23 protein-coding genes are annotated in these 20,130 nt (G+C 73.4%); 12 read left to right on the plus strand and 11 right to left on the minus strand.

Features of this window, described 5'->3' with window-relative positions; genetic code table 11:
- Positions 1-25: 25 nt before the first annotated feature.
- Together MFF61_RS17350 and MFF61_RS17355 are read right to left on the minus strand one after the other, a co-directional pair.
- A complete protein-coding gene (locus MFF61_RS17350) occupies positions 26-1,006 on the minus strand; it encodes a Bug family tripartite tricarboxylate transporter substrate binding protein (protein WP_238236480.1) in 981 nt (326 codons plus the stop codon).
- Positions 1,007-1,339: 333 nt separating this feature from the next.
- Complete coding sequence (locus tag MFF61_RS17355) at positions 1,340-1,495, minus strand: hypothetical protein (RefSeq protein WP_238236482.1); 156 nt, start codon at positions 1,493-1,495, stop codon at positions 1,340-1,342.
- Between MFF61_RS17355 and msuE the strand changes: the two genes are divergently transcribed.
- The 10 genes from msuE to MFF61_RS17405 all read left to right on the plus strand — a co-directional run bounded on the left by msuE (position 1,494) and on the right by MFF61_RS17405 (position 8,676).
- Positions 1,494-2,078 (plus strand): FMN reductase, encoded by a 585-nt coding sequence (gene msuE, locus MFF61_RS17360; protein WP_238236484.1) that lies wholly within the window; start codon positions 1,494-1,496, stop codon positions 2,076-2,078. The two genes, MFF61_RS17355 and msuE, sit on opposite strands and share 2 nt — an antisense overlap.
- Complete coding sequence (locus MFF61_RS17365; RefSeq protein ID WP_238236485.1) at positions 2,075-3,019, plus strand: aliphatic sulfonate ABC transporter substrate-binding protein; 945 nt, start codon at positions 2,075-2,077, stop codon at positions 3,017-3,019. The genes msuE and MFF61_RS17365 overlap by 4 nt, the downstream gene beginning before the upstream one ends.
- Positions 2,992-3,849: an ABC transporter permease subunit gene (locus tag MFF61_RS17370; protein WP_373324729.1), complete on the plus strand. Its 858-nt coding sequence runs from the start codon at positions 2,992-2,994 to the stop codon at positions 3,847-3,849. The genes MFF61_RS17365 and MFF61_RS17370 overlap by 28 nt, the downstream gene beginning before the upstream one ends.
- Before the next feature lie 41 nt (positions 3,850-3,890).
- Positions 3,891-4,733, plus strand: a complete 843-nt coding sequence (locus MFF61_RS17375) for an ATP-binding cassette domain-containing protein (RefSeq protein WP_238236487.1) — start codon at positions 3,891-3,893, stop codon at positions 4,731-4,733.
- Positions 4,730-5,893: an FMNH2-dependent alkanesulfonate monooxygenase gene (gene ssuD / locus MFF61_RS17380; protein ID WP_238236490.1), complete on the plus strand. Its 1,164-nt coding sequence runs from the start codon at positions 4,730-4,732 to the stop codon at positions 5,891-5,893. The genes MFF61_RS17375 and ssuD overlap by 4 nt, the downstream gene beginning before the upstream one ends.
- A gap of 94 nt (positions 5,894-5,987) precedes the next feature.
- On the plus strand, positions 5,988-6,602 hold the full coding sequence (locus tag MFF61_RS17385; protein WP_238236491.1) for a ribonuclease D: 615 nt from the start codon (positions 5,988-5,990) through the stop codon (positions 6,600-6,602).
- Positions 6,603-6,704: 102 nt separating this feature from the next.
- Positions 6,705-7,424, plus strand: a complete 720-nt coding sequence (locus MFF61_RS17390; RefSeq protein ID WP_238236494.1) for a lipopolysaccharide-assembly, LptC-related protein — start codon at positions 6,705-6,707, stop codon at positions 7,422-7,424.
- On the plus strand, positions 7,421-8,116 hold the full coding sequence (locus tag MFF61_RS17395) for an LptA/OstA family protein (protein ID WP_238236495.1): 696 nt from the start codon (positions 7,421-7,423) through the stop codon (positions 8,114-8,116). Before MFF61_RS17390 ends, MFF61_RS17395 begins: the two co-directional genes overlap by 4 nt.
- Positions 8,117-8,200: 84 nt before the next feature.
- Positions 8,201-8,494 (plus strand): hypothetical protein, encoded by a 294-nt coding sequence (locus MFF61_RS17400; RefSeq protein ID WP_238236496.1) that lies wholly within the window; start codon positions 8,201-8,203, stop codon positions 8,492-8,494.
- 20 nt (positions 8,495-8,514) lie between these two features.
- Positions 8,515-8,676, plus strand: coding sequence for a helix-turn-helix domain-containing protein (locus MFF61_RS17405; protein WP_238236497.1), 162 nt, complete (start codon positions 8,515-8,517; stop codon positions 8,674-8,676).
- 13 nt (positions 8,677-8,689) lie between these two features.
- Here MFF61_RS17405 and MFF61_RS17410 read toward each other — a convergent pair whose 3' ends face one another.
- Together MFF61_RS17410 and MFF61_RS17415 are read right to left on the minus strand one after the other, a co-directional pair.
- Positions 8,690-9,634, minus strand: a complete 945-nt coding sequence (locus MFF61_RS17410; protein WP_238236498.1) for a hypothetical protein — start codon at positions 9,632-9,634, stop codon at positions 8,690-8,692.
- Between the two features lie 92 nt (positions 9,635-9,726).
- Positions 9,727-10,422, minus strand: coding sequence for an alpha-ketoglutarate-dependent dioxygenase AlkB (locus tag MFF61_RS17415; protein ID WP_238236499.1), 696 nt, complete (start codon positions 10,420-10,422; stop codon positions 9,727-9,729).
- Positions 10,423-10,471: 49 nt separating this feature from the next.
- Here MFF61_RS17415 and yddG point away from each other — a divergent pair, with 49 nt between their 5' ends.
- Positions 10,472-11,353, plus strand: a complete 882-nt coding sequence (yddG, locus tag MFF61_RS17420) for an aromatic amino acid exporter YddG (RefSeq protein ID WP_238236500.1) — start codon at positions 10,472-10,474, stop codon at positions 11,351-11,353.
- Between the two features lie 54 nt (positions 11,354-11,407).
- Here the strand turns inward: yddG and MFF61_RS17425 are convergent, their stop codons facing one another.
- From MFF61_RS17425 to MFF61_RS17445, 5 genes are all read right to left on the minus strand, one after another.
- Entirely contained in the window at positions 11,408-12,154 is a 747-nt protein-coding gene (locus MFF61_RS17425; protein WP_238236505.1) for an ABC transporter ATP-binding protein, read from the minus strand.
- Positions 12,151-13,914 carry a branched-chain amino acid ABC transporter ATP-binding protein/permease gene (locus MFF61_RS17430; protein ID WP_238236507.1) on the minus strand — a complete coding sequence of 588 codons (1,764 nt, stop codon included), beginning with the start codon at positions 13,912-13,914 and terminating at the stop codon, positions 12,151-12,153. Before MFF61_RS17430 ends, MFF61_RS17425 begins: the two co-directional genes overlap by 4 nt.
- Positions 13,915-13,918: 4 nt before the next feature.
- A complete protein-coding gene (locus MFF61_RS17435) occupies positions 13,919-14,956 on the minus strand; it encodes a branched-chain amino acid ABC transporter permease (RefSeq protein WP_238236510.1) in 1,038 nt (345 codons plus the stop codon).
- Between the two features lie 156 nt (positions 14,957-15,112).
- Positions 15,113-16,270: an ABC transporter substrate-binding protein gene (locus tag MFF61_RS17440; RefSeq protein ID WP_238236512.1), complete on the minus strand. Its 1,158-nt coding sequence runs from the start codon at positions 16,268-16,270 to the stop codon at positions 15,113-15,115.
- A gap of 273 nt (positions 16,271-16,543) precedes the next feature.
- Positions 16,544-17,317, minus strand: coding sequence for a Crp/Fnr family transcriptional regulator (locus tag MFF61_RS17445; protein ID WP_238236513.1), 774 nt, complete (start codon positions 17,315-17,317; stop codon positions 16,544-16,546).
- A 309-nt stretch (positions 17,318-17,626) separates the two neighbouring features.
- On the opposite strand from MFF61_RS17445, the gene MFF61_RS17450 reads away from it, so the two are divergent.
- On the plus strand, positions 17,627-18,019 hold the full coding sequence (locus MFF61_RS17450) for a Ros/MucR family transcriptional regulator (RefSeq protein ID WP_238236514.1): 393 nt from the start codon (positions 17,627-17,629) through the stop codon (positions 18,017-18,019).
- Positions 18,020-18,022: 3 nt separating this feature from the next.
- On the opposite strand, the gene MFF61_RS17455 is transcribed toward MFF61_RS17450, so the two are convergent.
- Both MFF61_RS17455 and MFF61_RS17460 read right to left on the minus strand, forming a co-directional pair.
- Complete coding sequence (locus tag MFF61_RS17455) at positions 18,023-19,192, minus strand: MFS transporter (RefSeq protein WP_238236515.1); 1,170 nt, start codon at positions 19,190-19,192, stop codon at positions 18,023-18,025.
- A gap of 11 nt (positions 19,193-19,203) precedes the next feature.
- Positions 19,204-19,851, minus strand: coding sequence for a LysE family translocator (locus tag MFF61_RS17460; protein WP_238236517.1), 648 nt, complete (start codon positions 19,849-19,851; stop codon positions 19,204-19,206).
- Positions 19,852-20,130: the final 279 nt, after the last annotated feature.

Raw genomic sequence — 20,130 nt, forward strand, 5'->3', positions numbered from 1 at the left:
TCGCCCCGACGTCCGACCGTCGGGCTCATTGCGTGGCGATGAAGCCCGCCTTGCCCATCAGTTCCTTGTGCTTGCGCTCGTCCTCGGTGAGGAAGTCGACGAAGGCCTGGCCCGAGCGGAAGTCGGGCACCAGCGCGTTGCGTTCCAGATAGGCCTTCCACTCCGGCGTCTCCGTGACCTTCCGGAAGAGGTCGACGTAGAACGCCTGCTGCTCCGGCGTGACCTTGCCGGGCATGAACATCCCGCGCAGCATCTCGTAGGTGACGTCGAGGCCCTGCGACGGGCAGGTCGGGATATCGGCCCAGCTCATGTCCGCCGTCACCTTCTGGGTGTAGGCGAGCGGCTTCTTCGAGAAGACGCAGAGCGGCCGCGTCGCGCCGGAGCGCCAGTTGGCGACCTCCTCGGCCGGGTTGTTCATGTTGGCGTCGATGTGCCCGCCCGCGAGCTGGACCGAGGAGGGGCCGCCGCCCTGGTAGGGCACGTAGGTGATCTTGACCCCCGCGCTCTGCTCCATCGTCACGGAGATCAGGTGGTCCTCGCGCTTCGAGCCGTTGCCGCCCGTCTTGAGGGGCGGGGCCGCGGTCCGGGCGGCGTCGATGAAGTCCTTGGCGGTCTTGTACGGCTTGGCGGCGTTCACCCAGAGCAGGAAGGCGTCCTGGGCCATCATCGCCACGGGCGTGAAGTCCCGCCAGCTCACCGGGAGCTTGGTGGCGAGCGGGGTCATGTAGATGCCGCTCGACGTGGTGATCAGCTTGTGCGGATCGCCCGCCGACTTCTGGATGTCGAGCATCGCCTCGCCGCCGGCGGCGGCGGGCTTGTTCACGATGATGATCGGCTGCTTGGCGAGTTCGTTCTTCTGGATCGCTCCCTGGATGGTGCGGGCCATCTGGTCCGACGAGCCGCCGGGCGGGAACGGGACGATAATCTCGATCGGTTTCGTCGGCTCCCAGGCGTGGGCGGAGGCGAGGGGCAGCACCGCGACCGCGGCCGCAACAAGGGCTCTCATGGCGTCTCCTCTCGATCTGCTCTTGTCGGCACGATCGGATGAATCTTGGAGGATGTGCCCGGGGCGCGCAAGCGACCGATCCCGGGCCATTGGAATGAGGCGAGGAGGCCCGACCCGCGACGACCGGCGCCGTGCGCGCCAGCGGCAGAGGGCGGGCGCCCGGGCCCGGAGGCGTCGCGCCCGCCCTCTGCCGCAGGGCTGCCGGCAATCGTTCGCTAAAACAAACCCACATCGCGTCGGGCCGAGAAGCAGTCCCGGGTCCGCGCCTGCGTTGCGCGGTGCCAATGCCACGATCAGGCCAGCCGCCGCCGAAAAGAATGGGATTCTGCCCGCTTACGGCTCGACCAGGATGATCGTCTCCGCCGTGTCGTTCTTTTGATAGAACGTTTCATTGACCCGCTCCGGGTTCTGCAACAGCATTTCCGAACACGGGCGCCGGCCGCCGAGCGGCGGCCGCACCCCTCCGGAACCAGCAGCGGAACCCTCCATGACGCGCCTCAGACTCGTCGGCTTCAGCGCGAACCTGCAGCGGCCCTCCAAGACCCGCGCCCTCGTGGAGGCCATCGCCGAGGAGACCGCCGCGCGGCTGCCCGTGGAGGTGCGCCTCTTCGACGTGGTGGATGCCGGGCCGGGGCTCGGCGCCGCCTGGGCGCGGGCGGACCTGCCCCTGCCGGCCCGCCGCATCGTCGAGGCGATCGAGGAGGCGGACGGGCTCATTGTCGGCTCCCCGGTCTACAAGGGCGCCTATACGGGCCTGTTCAAGCACCTGTTCGACTTCGTCGAGCCGGGGGCGCTGGTGAACCGGCCGGTGGCGCTCGCCGCGACCGGGGGCGGGCCGCGCCACGCGCTGGTGGTCGAGCACGCGCTGCGGCCGCTGTTCGGCTTCTTCTCGGCACTCGCGGTGCCGAGCGCGGTCTATGCCTCGGACGCGGATTTCCAGGACGGCGTGCTCGCGGCGCCGGCGATCCGCGCCCGGGTCGCCGAGGCGGCCGACCAGCTCGCCGGCCTGCTCGGACACGGCGCCGGCCTCCGGGAGCAGCCCGTCGCCCGTGCGGCCGGGGCCGGCCGATGATCAGCCGCCGCAGCCTCGTCGCCGCCGCACTGGCGGCGCCGGTCCTGCCGCTCTCCGCCGCCGCATCCGGTCTCCTGCGGATCGGCTACCAGAAGAACGGTATCCTGGTCGTCGCCAAGCAGCAGGCCGCGATCGAGGCGCGCCTGAAGCCGCTCGGCGTCGCGGTGAGGTGGGTGGAGTTCTCGTTCGGCCCGCCGCTCCTCGAAGCGCTGGGCCTCGGCAGCATCGATCTCGGCCAGACCGGCGACGCGCCGCCGATCTTCGCGCAGGCGGCGGGTGCGAACCTCGTCTACGCGGCGTCCCAGGAGGCGGCCGGCTCGGGCGCGGCGATCCTGCTGCCGAAGGGATCGGCCATCCGCAGCCTCGCCGACCTCAAGGGCAAGCGCGTCGCCTTCGCCAAGGGGTCGAGCGCGCACAACCTCACGGTGGCGGCGCTGGAGAAGGCGGGCCTGACCTACCGGGACATCGAGCCCGTCACCCTCGCGCCCGCCGATGCCGCGGCCGCCTTCGCCCGCGGCAGCATCGACGCCTGGACGATCTGGGACCCGTACTTCGCGATGGCGGAGGTCGGGGAGGGGGTGCGCATCCTGACGCTCGCCACCGAGATCGCGCGCCAGAACAGCTACCTGCTCGCCAACCGGGGCTTCGCCGAGGCGAACGCGCCCGTCCTCATCGCGGCGCTCGACGCGCTCGCAGACGTCGCCCGCTGGTGCGGGGAGAACCGCGGCGAGGTCGCCGCGCTCCTGTCGCAGGGCACCGGCGTGCCGCTGCCCGCCACGCGCCGGGCGGTGGACCGGGCCGAGTACGTCATCGGGCCGGTGACGCCCGCGATCATCGCCGAGCAGCAGCGCGTCGCCGACCGCTTCCACGCCCTCGGCCTGATCCCGCGGCCGATCCGCATCGCCGACGCGGTCTGGGCGCCCCCGATCCGGAACGGATGAGGTCCCGCATGTCCACCTCCCCCGCCCGCGCCTCCGCGCGCCTCTCGCCCCAATCCGGCCGCTGGCCCGGCGCGCGGGCGCGCCTGCTGCCCTGGCTGCTCCCGGCCGCGGTGCTGACCGGCTGGCAGGCGGCGAGCAGCGCCGGCCTCGTCTCGACCCGGTTCATGCCCGCGCCCCTCGACGTGCTCGCGGCGGGCTGGCGGCTCGCCGGCACCGGCGAATTGTGGACCAATCTCGGCGTGAGCTTCCTGCGGGCCGCGACGGGGTTCCTGATCGGCGGCGGCATCGGCTTCCTGCTCGGCCTCGCCAACGGCCTGTCGCGCCTCTCCGAGGGGCTCACCGACACCACCGTGCAGATGATCCGCAACATCCCCCACCTGTCGCTGATCCCGCTGGTGATCCTGTGGTTCGGCATCGGCGAGGAGGCCAAGCTCTTCCTCGTCGCGCTCGGCGTGTTCTTCCCGATCTATGCCAACACCCTGCACGGCATCCGCTCGGTGGATCCGCAGCTCATCGAGATGGGCCGGGTCTACGGCCTGTCGCGCGCGACGCTGTTCCGGCGCGTGGTCCTGCCCGGCGCGTTGCCGTCCGTCTTCGTCGGGCTGCGCTACGCGCTCGGCATCATGTGGCTCACCCTCATCGTCGCCGAGACGATCTCGGCCTCCTCGGGCCTCGGCTACATGGCCATGCAGGCGCGCGAGTTCATGCTGGTCGACGTCGTGGTGCTGGCCATCGTGATCTATGCCGGCCTCGGCAAGGTCGCGGACGCGCTCACGCGGCAGCTCGAACGCGCCTGCCTCGCCTGGAACCCGGCCTACCGCGCGGCCTGACCGCCGCGCCCGTCCCGCCCCCTCGCCGAGACCCTCCCCGCATGATCGCCAGCACGCTGCGCCGCCTCGACCCGACGTCCCTCCCCGCGGCCGCCTCCCGCCGCACCGCGCCGCCCGCCGCGTCCGGCCCCGGGACGGGGCTCGCCGTGACCCTGCGCGGCCTGTCGAAGGACTTCGACGGCACCCCGGTGATCCGGGGCGTCGACCTGCACGTGCCGGCGGGCCAGTTCGTCGCCGTGGTGGGCCGCTCGGGCTGCGGCAAGAGCACCCTGCTGCGCCTCGTCATGGACCTGGAGACGCCGAGCGGCGGCCGCATCGGCCTCGATGCGGCGCGCGCGGGCAGCCCCACGCGCCGGATCATGTTCCAGGAACCGCGCCTGCTGCCCTGGGCGCGGGTGATCGACAACGTCGCGGTCGGGCTCGGCGAGGAGGGCACGGCGCGGGCGCGGCAGGAGCGGGCGCGGGCGGCGCTCGCCGAGGTCGGGCTCGCCGACAAGGCGGACCAGTGGCCCGCCACCCTGTCGGGCGGCCAGCGCCAGCGCGTCGCCCTCGCCCGCGCGCTGGTGAGCGGCCCGGGGCTCCTGGCCCTCGACGAGCCGCTCGGCGCCCTCGACGCGCTCACCCGCATCGGCATGCAGGACCTGATCGAGCGGATCTGGCGCGCGCAGGGCTTCACGGCGCTCCTCGTCACCCACGACGTCGCCGAGGCGGTGGCGCTCGCCGACCGCATCCTCCTGATCGAGGACGGCGGCATCGCCCTCGACCTGCGCGTCGAGGTGCCCCGGCCCCGGCGGCGGGGCGATCCCGACCTCGCCGCCCTGGAGGGCCGCATCCTCGACCACCTGCTCGGCGAGCGCGCCGCTCTCCCGGAGACAAGCCGATGACCGCACAGACCGACGTCCTCTGGTTCCTGCCGACCCACGGCGACGGCCGCTACCTCGGCAGCCAGGACGGTGCCCGCGAGGTCTCGCTCGCCTACCTGCGCCAGATCGCGCAGGCGGCGGACGATCTCGGCTATTACGGCGTGCTCCTGCCCACCGGCCGCTCCTGCGAGGATTCCTGGGTGGTGGCCTCGGCGCTGGCGCCGCTCACCCGGCGCCTGCGCTTCCTCGTCGCGGTGCGCCCCGGCCTGATGCAGCCGAGCGCCGCCGCCCGCATGGCCGCGACCCTCGACCGGATCTCGGACGGGCGGCTCCTCATCAACGTGGTGACGGGCGGCGATCCGGTGGAACTGCGCGGCGACGGCGTCTTCCTCGACCACGAGGCGCGCTATGCGGTGACGGACGAGTTCCTGCGCGTCTGGCGCGGCCTGATGGCGGGGGAGAGCGTCACCTTCGAGGGCCGGCACCTGCGCAGCGAGGACGGACGCCTGATCTTCCGGCCGGTGCAGGACCCCCATCCGCCGCTCTATTTCGGCGGCTCGTCGGAGCCAGGGATCGCGGTCGCGGCCGAGCATTGCGACGTCTACCTCACCTGGGGCGAGCCCCCCGCGCAGGTCGCCGACAAGCTCGCCCGCGCCCGGCGCGCGGCGGAGGCGAAGGGCAGGACCTTCTCGTTCGGCATCCGGCTGCACGTGATCGTGCGCGAGACGGAAGGCGCCGCCTGGGCGGCGGCGGACGCGCTGATCTCGCGCCTCGACGACGCCACCATCGCGCGGGCGCAGGAGACCCTGCGGCGGCAGGATTCGGTCGGCCAGAGCCGGATGATGGCGCTGCACGGGGGCGACCGCAGCCGCCTCGTGGTGTCGCCGAACCTGTGGGCGGGCGTCGGCCTCGTGCGCGGGGGCGCCGGCACCGCGCTCGTCGGCTCGGCCGAGCAGGTGGCCGACCGGATGAAGGAGTACATCGATCTGGGCATCGACCGCTTCATCCTCTCGGGCTACCCGCACCTGGAGGAGGCCTACCGCTTCGCCGACCTCGTCTTCCCCAAGCTGCCGCTGCGGGCGACCACCGGCACCGCCCGGGGCCCGGCGCGCAACGACGGCCCCTTCGGCGAGGTGATGGCCAACGACATCGTGCCGGCCCGCCGCATCGCCGCCCACTGACGGGCACGGTTCGCCGCCTTGCCGGTCCCGGGGCGGGGTGCTAGGCGCCGGAGACGGGGGCGCCGCGCCGCCCCGTCAGCCGGATCCGAGACCCATGCCCCACCGCCTGCACCGCGGCGACCTGCCCGACGACTACGTGGCGGGGCCGGCCATCGCGGTGGACACCGAGACCCTCGGCCTCGAACCCCACCGCGACCGCCTCTGCGTGGTGCAGATCTCCCGCGGCGACGGCGAGGCCGACGTGGTGCAGATCCCCAAGGCCGGTCCCGAGCCGGTGGTGCTCAAGCGCGTCCTGGCCGATCCGGCCGTCACCAAGATCTTCCACTACGCCCGCTTCGACCTCGCGGTGCTCTCCCATCGGCTCGGCGTCATGCCGGGGCCGATCTACTGCACCAAGGTGGCCTCGCGGCTGGTGCGCACCTACACGGACCGCCACGGGCTCAAGGACCTCGTGCGCGAACTCCTGGGCGTCGAGCTGTCGAAGCAGCAGCAATCCTCGGACTGGGGCGCCGACACGCTCACTCCGGCGCAGATCGACTACGCCGCCTCGGACGTGCTGCACCTCCACGCCCTGCGCGCGCGCCTCGACGCGATGCTCGCCCGCGAGGAGCGCACCGAGATGGCGCAGGCCTGCTTCGCCTTCCTGCCGACCCGCGCGCGCCTCGACCTCCTCGGCTGGGACGAGGTGGACATCCTGGCCCATTCCTGAGGTTTTCGCGCGGACGGCCACAACTTCGACACCGGCCCGCGGCATGCCCGGGACCGGGCCGGCCTCTCCCGCGGCGGCATCCGAGCCGGAGCGCGTGCGCAGGTGGCCACCTCAGTCCTGGAACCGGTCGAGACCACGGGCCATCCGTCGCTGGATCCCCGGCGCCTGCGGGCGCACGGCCGGGCGCGGCGCCACAGCGCCCTGGTGCGTGCCCTGCGCGTGATGATTCCGGTCGGCTCGGCGGCGGCGGGCCTCGCCATCGTGATCGGTACCTACTTCAATCCCTTCGCGGATCTCGGCGTCTCGGTGAGCCTGGGCTCGATCGGCGTCTCCGGCTCCAAGGTGACGATGGAGAGCCCGCGCCTCGCGGGCTATCGCGGCAAGGACAACCGCCCCTACGAGGTGACCGCGAGGGCCGCGCTGCAGGACGTGCGCCGCCCCTTCGTGATCGAGCTGCAGAGCATGAAGGGCCGCATCCACACCGACGAGGCCGGCGGCCTCGCCCATCTGGAGGCGGCCAGCGGCGTGTTCGACACCCAGAAGGAATCGCTCGACCTCGCCCGGAGCATCCGGCTGTGGACCGACAAGGGCCAGGAGGCGCGCCTCTCCTCCGCCCAGGTCAACTTCAAGGCCGGGACCCTGACCTCGCGCGAGGCGGTCGCCGTCACGCTGCCGGACGGGACGATCCGGGCCGACGGGCTCGACGTCACCGACAACGGCAAGACCATCTCGTTCGTCGGCAACGTCAGGGCCGTGTTCGGCGGCGACACCGCCATGCCCCTGCGCACCTCCTCGGCGGAGGTCAGGGAGGACAAGCCGTGAGCCCCCGCATCGCCCTCATCCTCGCTCTCGCCCTCGCCCCCCTGCCGGCGGCCGCGCCCGTCCTCGCCGAGACCGCGCCGCCCAAGAAGGAGCGCGGCTCCGGCTTCGGCGCCTTCGGCTCGGCCAAGGACCCGATCAAGATCGACGCCGACCGCCTCGACGTGTTCGACCGCGAGAACAAGGCGATCTTCGCCGGCAACGTGGTGGCGGTGCAGGGCGAGAGCACCATCCGCTGCTCCAGCATGACCGTCCACTACCAGCGCAACCGCGACAGGGATGCGGGCGGCAGGGAGCCGCCGAAGGGCGCCGAGGCCAAGCCCGCCGAGACGAAGCCCGCCGATCCCGCCGACACGGGGGCGATCCGGCAGGTGGTCTGCGCCGGGCCGGTCACGGTGGTGTCCAAGGATCAGGTCGCGACGGGCGACAACGCCGTCTTCGACAAGGTGGCCAACCGCGTGGTCGTCACCGGCAACGTGGTGCTGAGCCAGTGCCAGAACGTCACCCGCGGCAGCCGCCTCGTCTACGACATGAACACCGGCCGGGCGAACATGGACCCGACCGCGGGCGGTCGGGTCTCGGCGATGTTCGTGCCCGGCTCCAAGGACGACAAGCCGGGCGGCAAGCAGGCCGGCTGTCCGCAGCCCCCGGGCCAAGCCGCCAAGCCGGCCCCGAAGAAGGCGCAGGCGAACTGAGCGCCGGCCGGGATCGATGGCCGGCCCGCCTCCCGCAGGTGGACGGCGCAAGTGGACGGTTCGATCCGAAGCCATGACGTCGCGATGAACGAGACGCTCATCGACGCAACCGCACCGGACCGCTTCGCAGACCTGACGTCCCTGTCCGAATCCGGAAAGGGGCAGGCATGGCTCGGAGAGGAGCGGGTTGTGCTCGGCTACCGGGATGACCTCGCCCTTCGCGCGCGGGCCGGCGACGAGGATGCGGAGGACGAGATGACGGTTCTCATCGCGGCGGAGCGGCAGCGCGCCATCGACGAAGGCGTCGACGTCGTGCTGCCGGGCTGGCTCGCCGAGGGCCGCGCGAGGGAACGGCAGCGTCCTGCGCGGGCTGCGTGATCACCGCGCCAGGGCACAGGATGACATCGCGCGCGGCCGGCCTCCCTCTGGACGGGTACCGCGACATCGAACGGGGTGCGGCCGCACCGACCCTAGAGGTGCTGGACCGCCTCTCCGCGGTGCTCGACCTCGATCCGGTTTGGCTGCGCCGCATCGAGGGCGGCCGCGCCGCCGGAGCCTGAGGGCCGTTCGCCCTCAGGGAAACTCCACGCTGTCCACCAGCTTGCGGAAGCGCGGGAGCATGGCCTCCCGGTCCTGGGCCTTCACCACCCCGACCGCCCGGAAGTAGCCGTCCGGCTTGAAGCGGATGGTCTGCGAGACCACCACTGGCATGCCGGAGGGCACGTCGGTGGCGCGCGCCACCAGCTCGTGCCAGTCGGCGCCCGCCTGCCGGAAGGTCTGGGCGCGCTCGATCGCGAAATCCTTCATGGTCTGGTTCGAGTAGAGCGCCGCCTTGGCGAAGGCGTCGCGCTGGTCGGCCGGCAGCGGCGGCTGCACCGCCTCGGCCAGCACCAGGATCGGCTGTTCGAGGCTCATCATCTGGTCCTTCGGGCCGTCGGTGTAGAGCACCGAGTTGCCGGCCAGCACCCGCACCGGCCGGAAGCCCGCCGTCTCGGTGATCCGGAACGGGAGGGCGGCGACCTGCTGCTCGACGGTGAGCGGCGCGCGCACCCGCACGCTCGTCAGCATGCCCCGCATGGTCTGCTCGGTCTCGACCCCCGGCAGGCTCTGGCCGATGACGAGGCCGGTCACGCTCGGGTCGGCGACGAGGAGCACCCACTTGGCGATGGTCGGGGCGCCGGGCTGCTCGATCGGCTGCTCGCCCGTGAACAGGATCCCCTTGCGGTCGTCGGGAAGCGTGATCTCCTCGCGGTTCTTCACCGTCAGGCCCTGCGACTTCAGGCTCTCGGCGGTGAAGCTCGCGGTGAGCGTGCCGTAATCCTGCGGCGGCAGTTCCACCACCGAGACCGTCGCCCCGCCGCCCGGCCGCTCGAAGCCGGTGAAGCGGCGGGAGACCTGCATGTCGGCGGCCGGCTCGAAGCCGAAGCGGGAGCCCGGCGGATAAACCGGCTCCGCCGCATGCGCCGCGCCCGACAGGACGAGGCTCGCGAGCAGGGCGGCGAGGACGCGCAAGGCCATGTCGAACGTTCTCCTGCGGGCCGGCCCCACGCGGCCGGCCGGATCTCTGGGCACCAGTCCCGGGCGATGGGTCGGCTTCAGGCCCGCCCGTGTCAAGCGCGGGCTGGGCCCGAGACGCGCCGCAGAGTCACATTCAGGCGACCGCCGGGCGGCACCGCCTCCCGCAGCACCGGGGCCGCCGGCGCACCCCCGAGGAGGTCGGGCGCGGCCGGCGGCAGCAGGCGGTCGACGCCGTGGAAGATCAGGCGCGAGGCCCCGCCGATCACCAGCGCGTCGCCGCTGCGCAGATGCACCGACCGGGTCGGGTCGCCGCGCCGCAGCCCGCCGAAGCGGAACACCGCCGTCGCCCCGAGCGACAGGGACAGGACGGGGGCCGACAGGTCCGCCTCGTCGCGGTCCTGATGCAGGCCCATGCGGGCGCCGGGCGCGTAGAGGTTGATCAGGCAGGCCTCCGGCGGCTGCGGGCAGCCGGCGAGCGCCGCCCAGGCGTCGCGGATCGCCGCCGGCATCGCCGGCCACGGGCGCCCGGTCTCCGGGTGGTGCGGCTGGTAGCGGTAGCCGTCCCGGTCCGAGACCCAGCCGAGCGGCCCGCAATTGCTCATCCGCACCGAGAACGGCTTGCCCGTCCGCGGCATGGTGGGGGTGAAGGGCGGGGCGGCGCGCAGCACGGAAGCGAGGTCGGCCGCGAGCGTGGCCTGCGCGGCGGCATCGAGGTAGCCCGGATGGTGGTCGAGGCCCGGGGCGAGGGAGATCAGGGGCGGCCTCCTGCGGTCGGATCCGCGGTCCATAGCGCGATTTCCGCGTGAGGCCAGGAATCCCGCATGGTAAGCGCGCCGCATGACCGTCCGTACCGCCACCCTGATCGGATCCGGCGCGATCCTGCTGTGGTCGCTGCTCGCCCTGTTCACCGCCGCCTCCGGCGCCGTCCCGCCGTTCCAGCTCGCCGCCATGACCTTCCTGGTCGGCGGCCTGATCGGCTGCGCCACCTGGGTGGTGCGGCCCGCCGGCCTCTCGGCCCTGCGCCAGCCCCCCGCCGTCTGGGCGCTCGGCCTCGCCGGCCTGTTCGGCTACCACGCCCTCTACTTCGCGGCCCTGCGCCTCGCGCCGCCCGCCGAGGCCGGCCTGATCAACTATCTCTGGCCGCTCCTGATCGTCCTGTTCTCGGCGCTGCTGCCGGGGGAGGCGGGCCTGCGGCCGGCGCATCTCGCGGGGGCGCTGCTCGGGCTGTCCGGCGTGGTCGCGCTCTTCCTCGGGCGCGGCACGCTCAGCTACGACGCCGCCGCGCTGCCGGGCTACCTCGCGTCGCTGGCCGGCGCCTTCGTGTGGTCGGGCTACTCGGTGCTGTCGCGGCGCGTGGGCGCGGTGCCCACCGACGCGGTGGCGGGCTTCTGCCTCGCCACCGCGGCGCTCAGCCTCGCCTGCCATCTCGCCTTCGAGACGACGGTCTGGCCCGCCGGTCCCGGGCAGTGGGGCGCGGTGCTGGCGCTGGGGCTCGGCCCGGTGGGCGCGGCCTTCTATCTCTGGGACATCGGCGTGAAGCGCGGCGACATCCGCCTGCTCGGCATCGCCTCCTACGCGGCCCCGGTGCTCTCGACCCTGATCCTCGTCGCGGCCGGCTACGCGTCCGCGACGCCCGCGCTGGCGCTCGCCTGCGCGCTCATTGTGGCGGGGGCGCTGGTGGCGACGCGGGCGGGACGGCCCCGGGACAAGCCGGCCTGACCTGCGTGGCCCGGCGCCGGCGCCGCGACGCGCGGCACTCCCGTCCCGGCTCCGTCAGCCCACGCCCCGCGCCGGCTCCGTGTCGGCCGCGAGCACGCCCAGATAGGTCTCGACCACGCGCTTGTCGGCCTGGAGCGCGCGGCTCTCCCCCTCCAGCACCACGCTGCCGCCGTCCATCACGTAGCCGTAATCGGCGACCTGCAGCGCCGCGCGGGCGTTCTGCTCCACGAGCAGCACCGCCACGCCCTGGCCGCGCAGATCGGCGACGGTGCGCATCACCTCGGCGACGATGAGGGGAGCGAGCCCGAGGCTCGGCTCGTCGAGCATCAGGAGGCGCGGGCGTCCCATCAGGGCACGGGCCATCGCGAGCATCTGGCGCTCGCCCCCCGAGAGGGTGCCGGCGAGCTGGCGGCGACGCTCCTTGAGGCGAGGGAACAGCGCGAACATCGCCTCCAGGCTGCCGCCCTCCTGCGGGCGCCCGCGGAACCGGAAGGCGCCGAGCCGCAGGTTGTCCTCCACGCTCATGGTGGCGAACAGCTCGCGCCGCTCGGGGATCAGGCTCAGCCCCGCCGCCACCCGCTCCTCGACCGGCAGCCGCGCGAGGTCGCGGCCGTCGAAGCGGATCGCGCCGCGCGCCGGCAGCACGCCCATGAGCGCGTTGAGCAGGGTGGTCTTGCCGGCGCCGTTCGCGCCGAGCACCGTCACGACGCGGCCGGGCTCCACCGCGAGCGACACCCCGCGCACCGCCTCGATCTTGCCGTACGCGACCGTGACGTCCTGCGCCTCGAACAGCCGGCTCATGCGGCGCTTCCCAGGTAGGCCTCGACCACGGCGGGGTTGGTGCGCACCGCCACGGGCGGGCCCTCGCACAGCTTGGCGCCGAAGTTCATCACCACGAGGCGGTCGGCGAGCCCCATCACGAAGTCCATGTCGTGCTCGACGAGCAGGATGCCGAGCCCGTCCCGGCGCAGCTGGCGAAGCAGGTCGCCGAGCGCCTGCTTCTCGCGGAAGCGCAGGCCCGCGGCCGGCTCGTCGAGCAGGAGGAGGGCCGGGGAGAGGCAGAGCGCGCGGGCGATCTCGACGATGCGCTGCTGGCCGAGCGCGAGGCTCGACGCCGGGCGGTCGGCCAGCTCGGCGAGGCCGACGCGCGCGAGCTGCCGGCGCGCCTCCGCGAAGATCGCCGCCTCCTCGGCGCCGTCGAGGCCGAGCGCGCCGCGCACCGGGCCGGCCCGCCCCCGCAGATGCGCGCCGAGCGCCACGTTCTCGATCACCGACATGCCGCCGACGAGCTTCACGTGCTGGAAGGTGCGGGCGATGCCGAGCCGCGCGATGGCCCGCGCCGGCTCGCCCGAGACGTCCCGGTCGAACAGGCGCACCCGGCCGGCGGTGAGGCGCGCCACCCCGGTGACGAGGTTGAAGGTGGTGCTCTTGCCCGCCCCGTTCGGGCCGATCAGCGCCACCACCTCCCCGGCCTTGACCGAGAAGTCGATGTCGTTGACGGCGACGAGGCCGCCGAAGGTCTTGCGCAGCCCCGCCGCGTCGAGGAGGACGCGGCCGGGGGGCTCGGCCGGGCGGGGCGCCAGCGGCGCGGCCGGCGCGGGATGGTGCGGCGGCAGCGGCGTCGCCCGGCGGGTGAGGAGCGGCCAGAGGCCGTCCGGCGCCCGCTGCAGGATCAGCACGAACAGGATGCCGAAGACGATCGCCTCGAAGTTGCCCTGGGCGCCGAGCAGCAGCGGCAGCACGTTCTGGAGCTGGTCCTTGAGCAGGGTCACGAGCGTCGCCCCGAACACGCCGCCCCAGACCGAGCCCGCGCCGCCGAGCACCGTCATCAGCAGCACCTCGATGCTGGCGTTGAGGCCGAACGGCGTCGGGTTGATGGCCCGCTGCATGTGGGCGTAGAGCCAGCCCGAGAGCCCGGCGAGCATCGCCGCGTACACGAAGGCGACGATGCGGGTGCGGCCGGTGTCGACCCCGAAGGCCTCGGCCGCGATCACCCCGCCCTTGAGGGCCCGGATCGCCCGCCCGGTGCGCGAGCGCAGCAGCCGCTGCGTCACGAGGATGCTCAGGGCCACGCAGACCCAGATCAGCGCGAAGAGGTGGCGGCTCTCGACGAGGGGGAAGCCGAACAGGACGATCGGCGGCAGGCCCGACAGGCCGTCGTAGCGCCCGAGCGCATCGGTGTTGCCGAGCACGTAGAAGAACGAGATGTTCCAGGCGATGGTGCCGAGCGGCAGGTAATGGCCCGACAGGCGCAGCGTGATCGCCCCGATCACGAGGGCGGCGAGCCCCGAGGCGGCGAGCGACACCGGCAGGCTGAGCCAGGGCGAGAGGCCGAGATGCAGGCTCAGGAGCGCCGTCGCGTAGGCGCCGATGCCGACGAACATCGCCTGCCCGAAGGACATGATGCCGGCGATGCCGGTGAGCACCACGAGCCCCACCACCACGATGGCCGAGAGGCCCGCGTAGTTGAGGAGCGTGAACCAGAACGGCGGCACGCCCGGCACGAAGGGCAGCGCCGCGACGAGGAGGAGGCCGAGGGCCGCGAGCAGGGACTGGCGCATGCGGCTACTCCTCGTCCTCGACCGGATCGGCGCGGGCCGAGCGCCACAGCAGCACCGGGATGATCGCCATGAACACGATCACCTCCTTGAAGGCGCTCGCCTCGAAGGCCGCGACCGATTCGATGATGCCGACCAGCACCGCGGCGGCGGCCGCCGCCGGATAGCTCGCGAGCCCGCCGATGATCGCCGCGACGAAGCCCTTGAGGCCGATCAGGAAGCCCGTGTCGTAGTAGATCGTGGTGAGCGGCGCCACCAGCACGCCCGAGAGCGCCCCGATGAAGGCCGCGACCGAGAAGCTGAGGCGCCCCGCCATGCCCGGACCGATGCCCATCAGCCGCGCGCCGAGCCGGTTGACCGCCGTCGCCATCAGGGCCTTGCCCAGAAGCGTCAGGCCGAAGAAGGCCCAGAGCGCGACGATGATCGCCAGGGTGAGCCCGATCATCCACAGCGACTGCCCGCTGACGCTGAGGGGCCCGGCCGGCAGCATCGCGTCGGAGAGGGGCGGCGTGCGCGAGCCCTCCGCGCCGAAGAAGACGAGGCCGAGGCCGGTGAGCGCGAGATGCACGCCCACCGCCGCCACGAGGAGCACGAGCACGCTCGCCTTCTCCAAGGGCCGGAAGGCGATGGAATGCAGGTAGGCGCCCATCGGCGTGACGATGGCCAGCGTCAGCGCGATGCCGAGCGCGAGGGTCGGCTTGCCGGGGCCGAGCGCGTAGGCGAGGGCGGCGACCGCACCCGGCAGGACGAGATCCCGCAGGGCGATCCGCAGGATCCGGCGCGCGTCGAGCGCGTGGCGCGCCTCGACCAGGTCCGCCGCGCAGGCGGCCGCGCCGAGCGCGAGCAGCAGCGGCACGGTGCCCGGCACCGTGCCGGCCTCGAAGGCCGCGAGGGTGAGCGCCCCGAAGGCGACGAACTCGCCCTGCGGGATCAGGATCACCCGCGTGACCGTGAAGACGAGGACCAGGGAGAGGGCGATCAGGGCGTAGATCGCCCCGTTCACCACCCCGTCCTGGAGCAGCAGCATGAGGATCGTGGCGTCCACGGGCGGTGTTCCGGTTGGCTGTCTTCGGGCGGGCGTCGCGTGCCGTCGCGGCGTGGACCGGCGCGGGGTCTCCTCCCCCTCTCCCGCACGGGAGAGGGGATCCCCGCATCCGCTCGGAGCCCCTCTCCCGTGCGGGGAGGAGGGGCTCCGCCGGGCTCAGTTCGTCGGCGACAGCAGCTTCCAGCGCCCGTTCTCGATCGTCACCATCACGCGCGAGCGCTCGTCCTGGCCGATATGGTCGGAGGGGCTCATCGTGGCGACGCCGTGCGTGTAGACGACCTCCTTCAGGCCCTCGATCGCGTCGCGCAGGGCCGTGCGGAATTCCGGCGTGCCCGGCTTGGCGGTCTTGAGCGCCACGGGAAGCGCGCTGGCGAGCAGCACCGAGGCATCGAAGGCGTGGCCGCCGAAGGTCGCGAGCGTGCCGGGGCCGTACTTCGCCTCGTAGGCCTTGGTGTAGTCGAGCGCGACCTTGCGCACCGGGTTGCTCTCGGGAAGCTGCTCGGCGACGAGGAGCGGCCCCGCCGGCAGGATGGTGCCCTCCACGTCCTTGCCGCCGACGCGCAGGAAGTCGGCGTTCGCGACGCCGTGGGTCTGGTAGTACTTGCCCGCGTAGCCGCGCTCCTTGAGGGTCTTCTGCGGCAGCGCCGCGGGGGTGCCCGAGCCCGCGACCAGCACCGCGTCGGGCTTGGCGGCCATCACCTTGAGGGCCTGGCCGGTGACGCTGGTGTCGGTGCGCGCGTAGCGCTCGGTGGCCACGAGCTTGATGCCCTTGGCGTCGAGCCGCGGGGTCATCTCCGCCAGCCAGCCGTCGCCGTAGGCGTCGTTGAAGCCGATGAAGCCCACCGACTTCACGCCCGCCCGCACCATGTGGCCGACGATCGCCTCGGCCATCAGGCTGTCGTTCTGCGCGGTCTTGAACACCCAGCGCCGCTTGTCGTCCATCGGCGCGATCAGCTTGGAGGAGGCCGCGATGGTGATCATCGGCACCTTCGCCTCAGCCGCCACCTCGATCATCGCGAGGGAGACGGGGGTGATCGAGGAGCCGACCACGGCGTCGACCTTGTCGTCGCTGGCGAGCTTGCGGATGTTGGCCACGCCCTTCGTGGTGTCAGAGGCGTCGTCGAGGACGATCCACTCCACCGGCTGGCCGCCGACCTGCGCCGGCATCAGCGGCACGGAGTTCGATTGGGGGATGCCGAGCGAGGCCGCCGGCCCCGTCTTCGAGATGGTGACGCCGATCTTGATCGGCTGCGCCGCGGCCCCGAAAGCCACCAGCGCGCCCGTCAGCGACAAGGCCCAGACCAACCGCTTCATGTCTTCTCCTCCCTGTGGCGCGTCCCCGCGCGGGGGCGGCCCGCCGGCCGCGGCCGGTCGCGTGTCCTCCGGGCAGGCCCGTTATGCGCCGGGCCTTAGCACGTCCTTGCCGCCGCGGGAGGCCCCCGCGTCGCGCGCGGGTGCCGCTCCGGCAGGCGGCGGCGTATAATCGACCGGACGGTTGGTCAATGCAAGGGGCGGCGTGAGGGTCGAGGCTGCCGGGCGCGCCCGGCGGAGGGCGCGGCTGCGCTCCTCAGGTCGGCCCGGATCGTCTCAGCGCGGAGCACGGTCGGCCTCGGCGACGTCGCGCTTCGCACAGGCCAGGAGGATTTCGGTCGCGACCCGCGCCTCCAGGTAGTCGGGGGTGAAGCCCGCGAAGGATTCGAGCTGCCGGGAATCCGGGACCGTGAGCACGCCGCGGTTGAAGCGCAGCAGGCCGCTGCCGCGCAGGGCCTGGAGGGTCCGGTTGACGTGCACCGTCGAGAGGCCGAGCGTGTCGGCGAGATCCTCCTGGGTCAGCGGCAGCACGCAGCGGTCGCCCGCGCTGCGCCCGACCTGGCGCAGGCGCGTCAGCAACTCGCTGAACAGGTGGGCGACGCGCCGGTCGGCGCTGCGCGCGCCGATGTTGACGATCCACTCGCGCAGGATCTGCTCCTGCGTCAGCGCCGCCGACCACAGGGCGCAGCCGGCCAGGGGGTGGCGCAGCAGCAGGTCGGCCAGGGCCTCGCGGCCCACCGTCGCGACGAGGCAGGGTGCGAGGCTGGCGATGCCGGCATGGCGCGCGCCGAGCAGCACGGCCGGCAGGCTGCTGCAATCGCCGGGCAGCAGGAAGCCGGTGATCTGGCGGCCGCCGTCGCGCAGGTGCGAGAAGCAGCAGGCGAAGCCCTGCACCACGACGCAGAGGCCGCGGGCCGGCTCGTCCTCTCCGAGGATCACCTGCCGGGCCGGCACCGTGCGCGTCGTCGCGGTCAGGCGCTCGATCGCATCGCGGTCCGGACCCGACAGGGGGATGGTCCGCTCCAGCCTCGTGATGAACGGGTGCGTCATGAGCCGCCGCGCTGCCGGGTCCGCCCGGCGGATCGGCCGGACCGACCCGCCGCGGGCGCCGTCCGGGAGCCTGGGCCGGACGCCGGGTCGACCGAAGGAATCAAATGATAGACCGTTCCGGAGCGCGACAGGAGAGGCGGGAGGGATGGCGATCCGGCGCTCTCGGATGAGCCCGGATCGCCCGGAGGAGTGGTCCGGCTCCTCCGCAAGAGGCGCAGGCGGGCCGCCCGTTCGAGGCTAGGCTGTTCTGCGCACCGTGTCGTCCGCGGCATCCTGCCCGCGTCGCTTCGGCACGCCGGGAGGAGGCAGATGCCCGTCAAGGACACAGCACCGGAGAACCCCGTCGAGATCACCGCGGCCATCGTCAGCGCCTACGTCGCCAACAACCCCGTGGCGACGAGCGATCTCGCCCGGTTCGTCGCCTCCATCGGCGATGCGGTCGTCACGCTGCGCCCGGAGCGGCCGGCCCCGCGGCCCTCCGAGGCCGAGATCCGGGACTCGATCGGCCCGGACTACCTCGTGAGCTTCATCGACGGCCGGAAGTACAAGCTGCTGCGCCGCCATCTGCGGGCGCACGGGCTGACGCCCGAGGCCTACCGGCGCCGCTTCGGCCTGCCGGCCGACTACCCGGTCGTGTGCACCGATTATTCGGCCCGGCGCTCGCGGATCTCGCGGGAGCGCTGGCACCCGGAGGATTCTTGAGGATCAGCCCCGCGGCACCCGCCACAGCACCGCGACGAGGACGACGTTCGCCGCCGAAAGCCCGGCCAGGAGGCCGAGCGTCGCCCCCGGCCCGCCCTGCGCGATCAGGAGGGCGGCGAGGGACGGCGCCAGCGCCTGCGCGAGCAGGTTCGGCAGCGCCAGGCGCCCCATCAGCGAGGCATAGCGCGCCGGCCCGAACAGGGCGAGGGGCAGCGTGCCGCGCGCGATGGAGGAGAGGCCGTTGCCCGCCCCGTAGAGCACTAGGGCGAGCCCCAAAGCCGGGACGGCCGCCCAGAGCAGGGCGAGGCCGAGCGCGACCAGCCCCATCGCGGCCGTCAAGGTCCAGAGCGGGTGGTGGCGGCTCCGGTTCGCCATCTCGATCACCCGGGCGCCCACCTGCGCCGGGCCGATCAGCGTGCCGAGGGCGACCGCCGCGGCGAGCGCCAGGCCCTGGGCCTGCAGCAGAGTCAGCAGATGCACCGAGACGATCGCCGAGGTGGCGCCGCCGAGCGTCATGATGGCGGCGAGCAGTGCGAAGGCCCGCCGCTCGCTCGCGAGCGGCCCGGTGTCGGCGGCGGCCTCCCCTGGCGCCGGCCCGGGACGCGGCGGGGCGGGCGGCAGCGCACGCAGGATCATGGGCAGCGCGACGGCGAGGTGCAGGCCCGCATAGGCGAGGCAGGTGCCGCGCCAGCCGACTTGCGCGACGAGAAAGGCCGAGAGCGGCCAGCACACCGTGCTGGCGAAGCCGCCCCACAGGGTGACGGCCGAGATGGCCGGGCGCGCCGCCGCGCCGTAGAGCCGCCCGAGCGTCGCGAAGGCGGCGTCGTAGAGCCCCGCCCCCATGCCGAGGCCGAGGATCAGCCAGCCCGCGACGAAGACCGGCAGGTTCGGCGCCGCCCCGACCACCGCGAGCCCGAGCGCCAGCACGAGCGCCGCCCCCGCGAGCACCGGCCGTCCGCCGTGCCGCCCGATCGCCCGGCCGATCCGCGGCGAGGCCAGCCCCGAGACGAGGAGGCCCGCCGAGAGGCTGCCGACGATCCAGGGCAGCGGCCAGCCCGTGTCCGCGGCCACCGGCCCGGCCAGGACGGCGAGGAGATAGTAGGAGGTGCCCCAGTTGAGGATCTCGACGAGGCCGAGGGCCGAGGTCACCTGCCAGCGGCGGTGTTCCCGCATGCGCGTCGGGCTCAGCGCGCGGTGGTCAGGATGCGCGCCGCGAAGGCCCCGAACAGCCCGGCGAACAGCCAGTCGATCGCCCGCAGCACCCGCGGCCGGGCCTGGAGCGCCCCGGTGATGCGCTCGGCGCCCAGCACCAAGAGCACGCCGAGCGGCAGGTTCATGGCCACGAAGGTCACCCCCAGGAAGGCGAGCTGGCCCGTGGGGTTGGGGGCGTCGGCGTGCACGAACTGCGGCAGGAAGGTGATGAAGAACAGGACCACCTTCGGGTTCGTCAGGTTGACGCCGAACCCCATCCAGACCGTGCGCCACAGCCCGGTGCGCACCCGCTCGGCCCGGACGGTGAGCGCCGAGCCGTGCCGGATGGCGTCGATGGCGAGCCACGCGAGGTAGAGCGCCCCCACCACCTTGAGCACCGTGAAGGCCGTGGCCGAGGCCGCGATCAGCGCCGAGATCCCGAACGCCGCCGCCAGCGTATGGACCAGCGTGCCGAGGCCGGTGCCGATCACCGTGGCGATCCCCGCCCGGCGCCCGCCCCCAATGGTGCGCGCGAGCGTCAGGCTCATGTCCGGGCCGGGCGTGATGAACAGCACGAAGCCGGCCAGCACGTAGGCGAGCAGCGTCGGGGCGTCGGGCATGAAGCTGAAGGGAGGGCTCATCGGGCAGGTCTCGGCGGGGCGGGAATCCCGCAAACCTCGCCTTGCACCGGCGCCGGGCGGGGGGCAAGCGGGCGAGGGCAAGCGGGCGAGGGCAAGCGGGCGCTTGGCTCGACGGCCGAGGCGGCGGCGCCATCTCGAATCCTGCGCCTTTCGGCGCCCGTCGACGGGCGGGTCCGGCTCGGATCACCGTAGGCTCCGGAAGCGTGTCGCAGAGGAACCCCTTTCCGGACTGGGAGAAGGGTCCCCGCGCCATACGTGTCACCGTCGGGCCACCCTCGA

This window comes from Methylobacterium isbiliense (genome assembly GCF_022179325.1).
Classification (GTDB): Bacteria; Pseudomonadota; Alphaproteobacteria; order Rhizobiales; family Beijerinckiaceae; genus Methylobacterium; species Methylobacterium isbiliense.

Coding starts and splice junctions, on each gene's coding strand:
- MFF61_RS17350 (WP_238236480.1), bottom strand. CDS start 1,006: ATGAGAGCCCTTGTTGCGGCCGCGGTCGCGGTGCTGCCCCTCGCCTCC.
- msuE (WP_238236484.1), top strand. CDS start 1,494: ATGACGCGCCTCAGACTCGTCGGCTTCAGCGCGAACCTGCAGCGGCCC.
- MFF61_RS17355 (WP_238236482.1), bottom strand. CDS start 1,495: ATGGAGGGTTCCGCTGCTGGTTCCGGAGGGGTGCGGCCGCCGCTCGGC.
- MFF61_RS17365 (WP_238236485.1), top strand. CDS start 2,075: ATGATCAGCCGCCGCAGCCTCGTCGCCGCCGCACTGGCGGCGCCGGTC.
- MFF61_RS17375 (WP_238236487.1), top strand. CDS start 3,891: ATGATCGCCAGCACGCTGCGCCGCCTCGACCCGACGTCCCTCCCCGCG.
- ssuD (WP_238236490.1), top strand. CDS start 4,730: ATGACCGCACAGACCGACGTCCTCTGGTTCCTGCCGACCCACGGCGAC.
- MFF61_RS17385 (WP_238236491.1), top strand. CDS start 5,988: ATGCCCCACCGCCTGCACCGCGGCGACCTGCCCGACGACTACGTGGCG.
- MFF61_RS17400 (WP_238236496.1), top strand. CDS start 8,201: ATGAACGAGACGCTCATCGACGCAACCGCACCGGACCGCTTCGCAGAC.
- MFF61_RS17405 (WP_238236497.1), top strand. CDS start 8,515: ATGACATCGCGCGCGGCCGGCCTCCCTCTGGACGGGTACCGCGACATC.
- MFF61_RS17410 (WP_238236498.1), bottom strand. CDS start 9,634: ATGGCCTTGCGCGTCCTCGCCGCCCTGCTCGCGAGCCTCGTCCTGTCG.
- MFF61_RS17415 (WP_238236499.1), bottom strand. CDS start 10,422: ATGGACCGCGGATCCGACCGCAGGAGGCCGCCCCTGATCTCCCTCGCC.
- yddG (WP_238236500.1), top strand. CDS start 10,472: ATGACCGTCCGTACCGCCACCCTGATCGGATCCGGCGCGATCCTGCTG.
- MFF61_RS17425 (WP_238236505.1), bottom strand. CDS start 12,154: ATGAGCCGGCTGTTCGAGGCGCAGGACGTCACGGTCGCGTACGGCAAG.
- MFF61_RS17430 (WP_238236507.1), bottom strand. CDS start 13,914: ATGCGCCAGTCCCTGCTCGCGGCCCTCGGCCTCCTCCTCGTCGCGGCG.
- MFF61_RS17440 (WP_238236512.1), bottom strand. CDS start 16,270: ATGAAGCGGTTGGTCTGGGCCTTGTCGCTGACGGGCGCGCTGGTGGCT.
- MFF61_RS17445 (WP_238236513.1), bottom strand. CDS start 17,317: ATGACGCACCCGTTCATCACGAGGCTGGAGCGGACCATCCCCCTGTCG.
- MFF61_RS17450 (WP_238236514.1), top strand. CDS start 17,627: ATGCCCGTCAAGGACACAGCACCGGAGAACCCCGTCGAGATCACCGCG.
- MFF61_RS17455 (WP_238236515.1), bottom strand. CDS start 19,192: ATGCGGGAACACCGCCGCTGGCAGGTGACCTCGGCCCTCGGCCTCGTC.
- MFF61_RS17460 (WP_238236517.1), bottom strand. CDS start 19,851: ATGAGCCCTCCCTTCAGCTTCATGCCCGACGCCCCGACGCTGCTCGCC.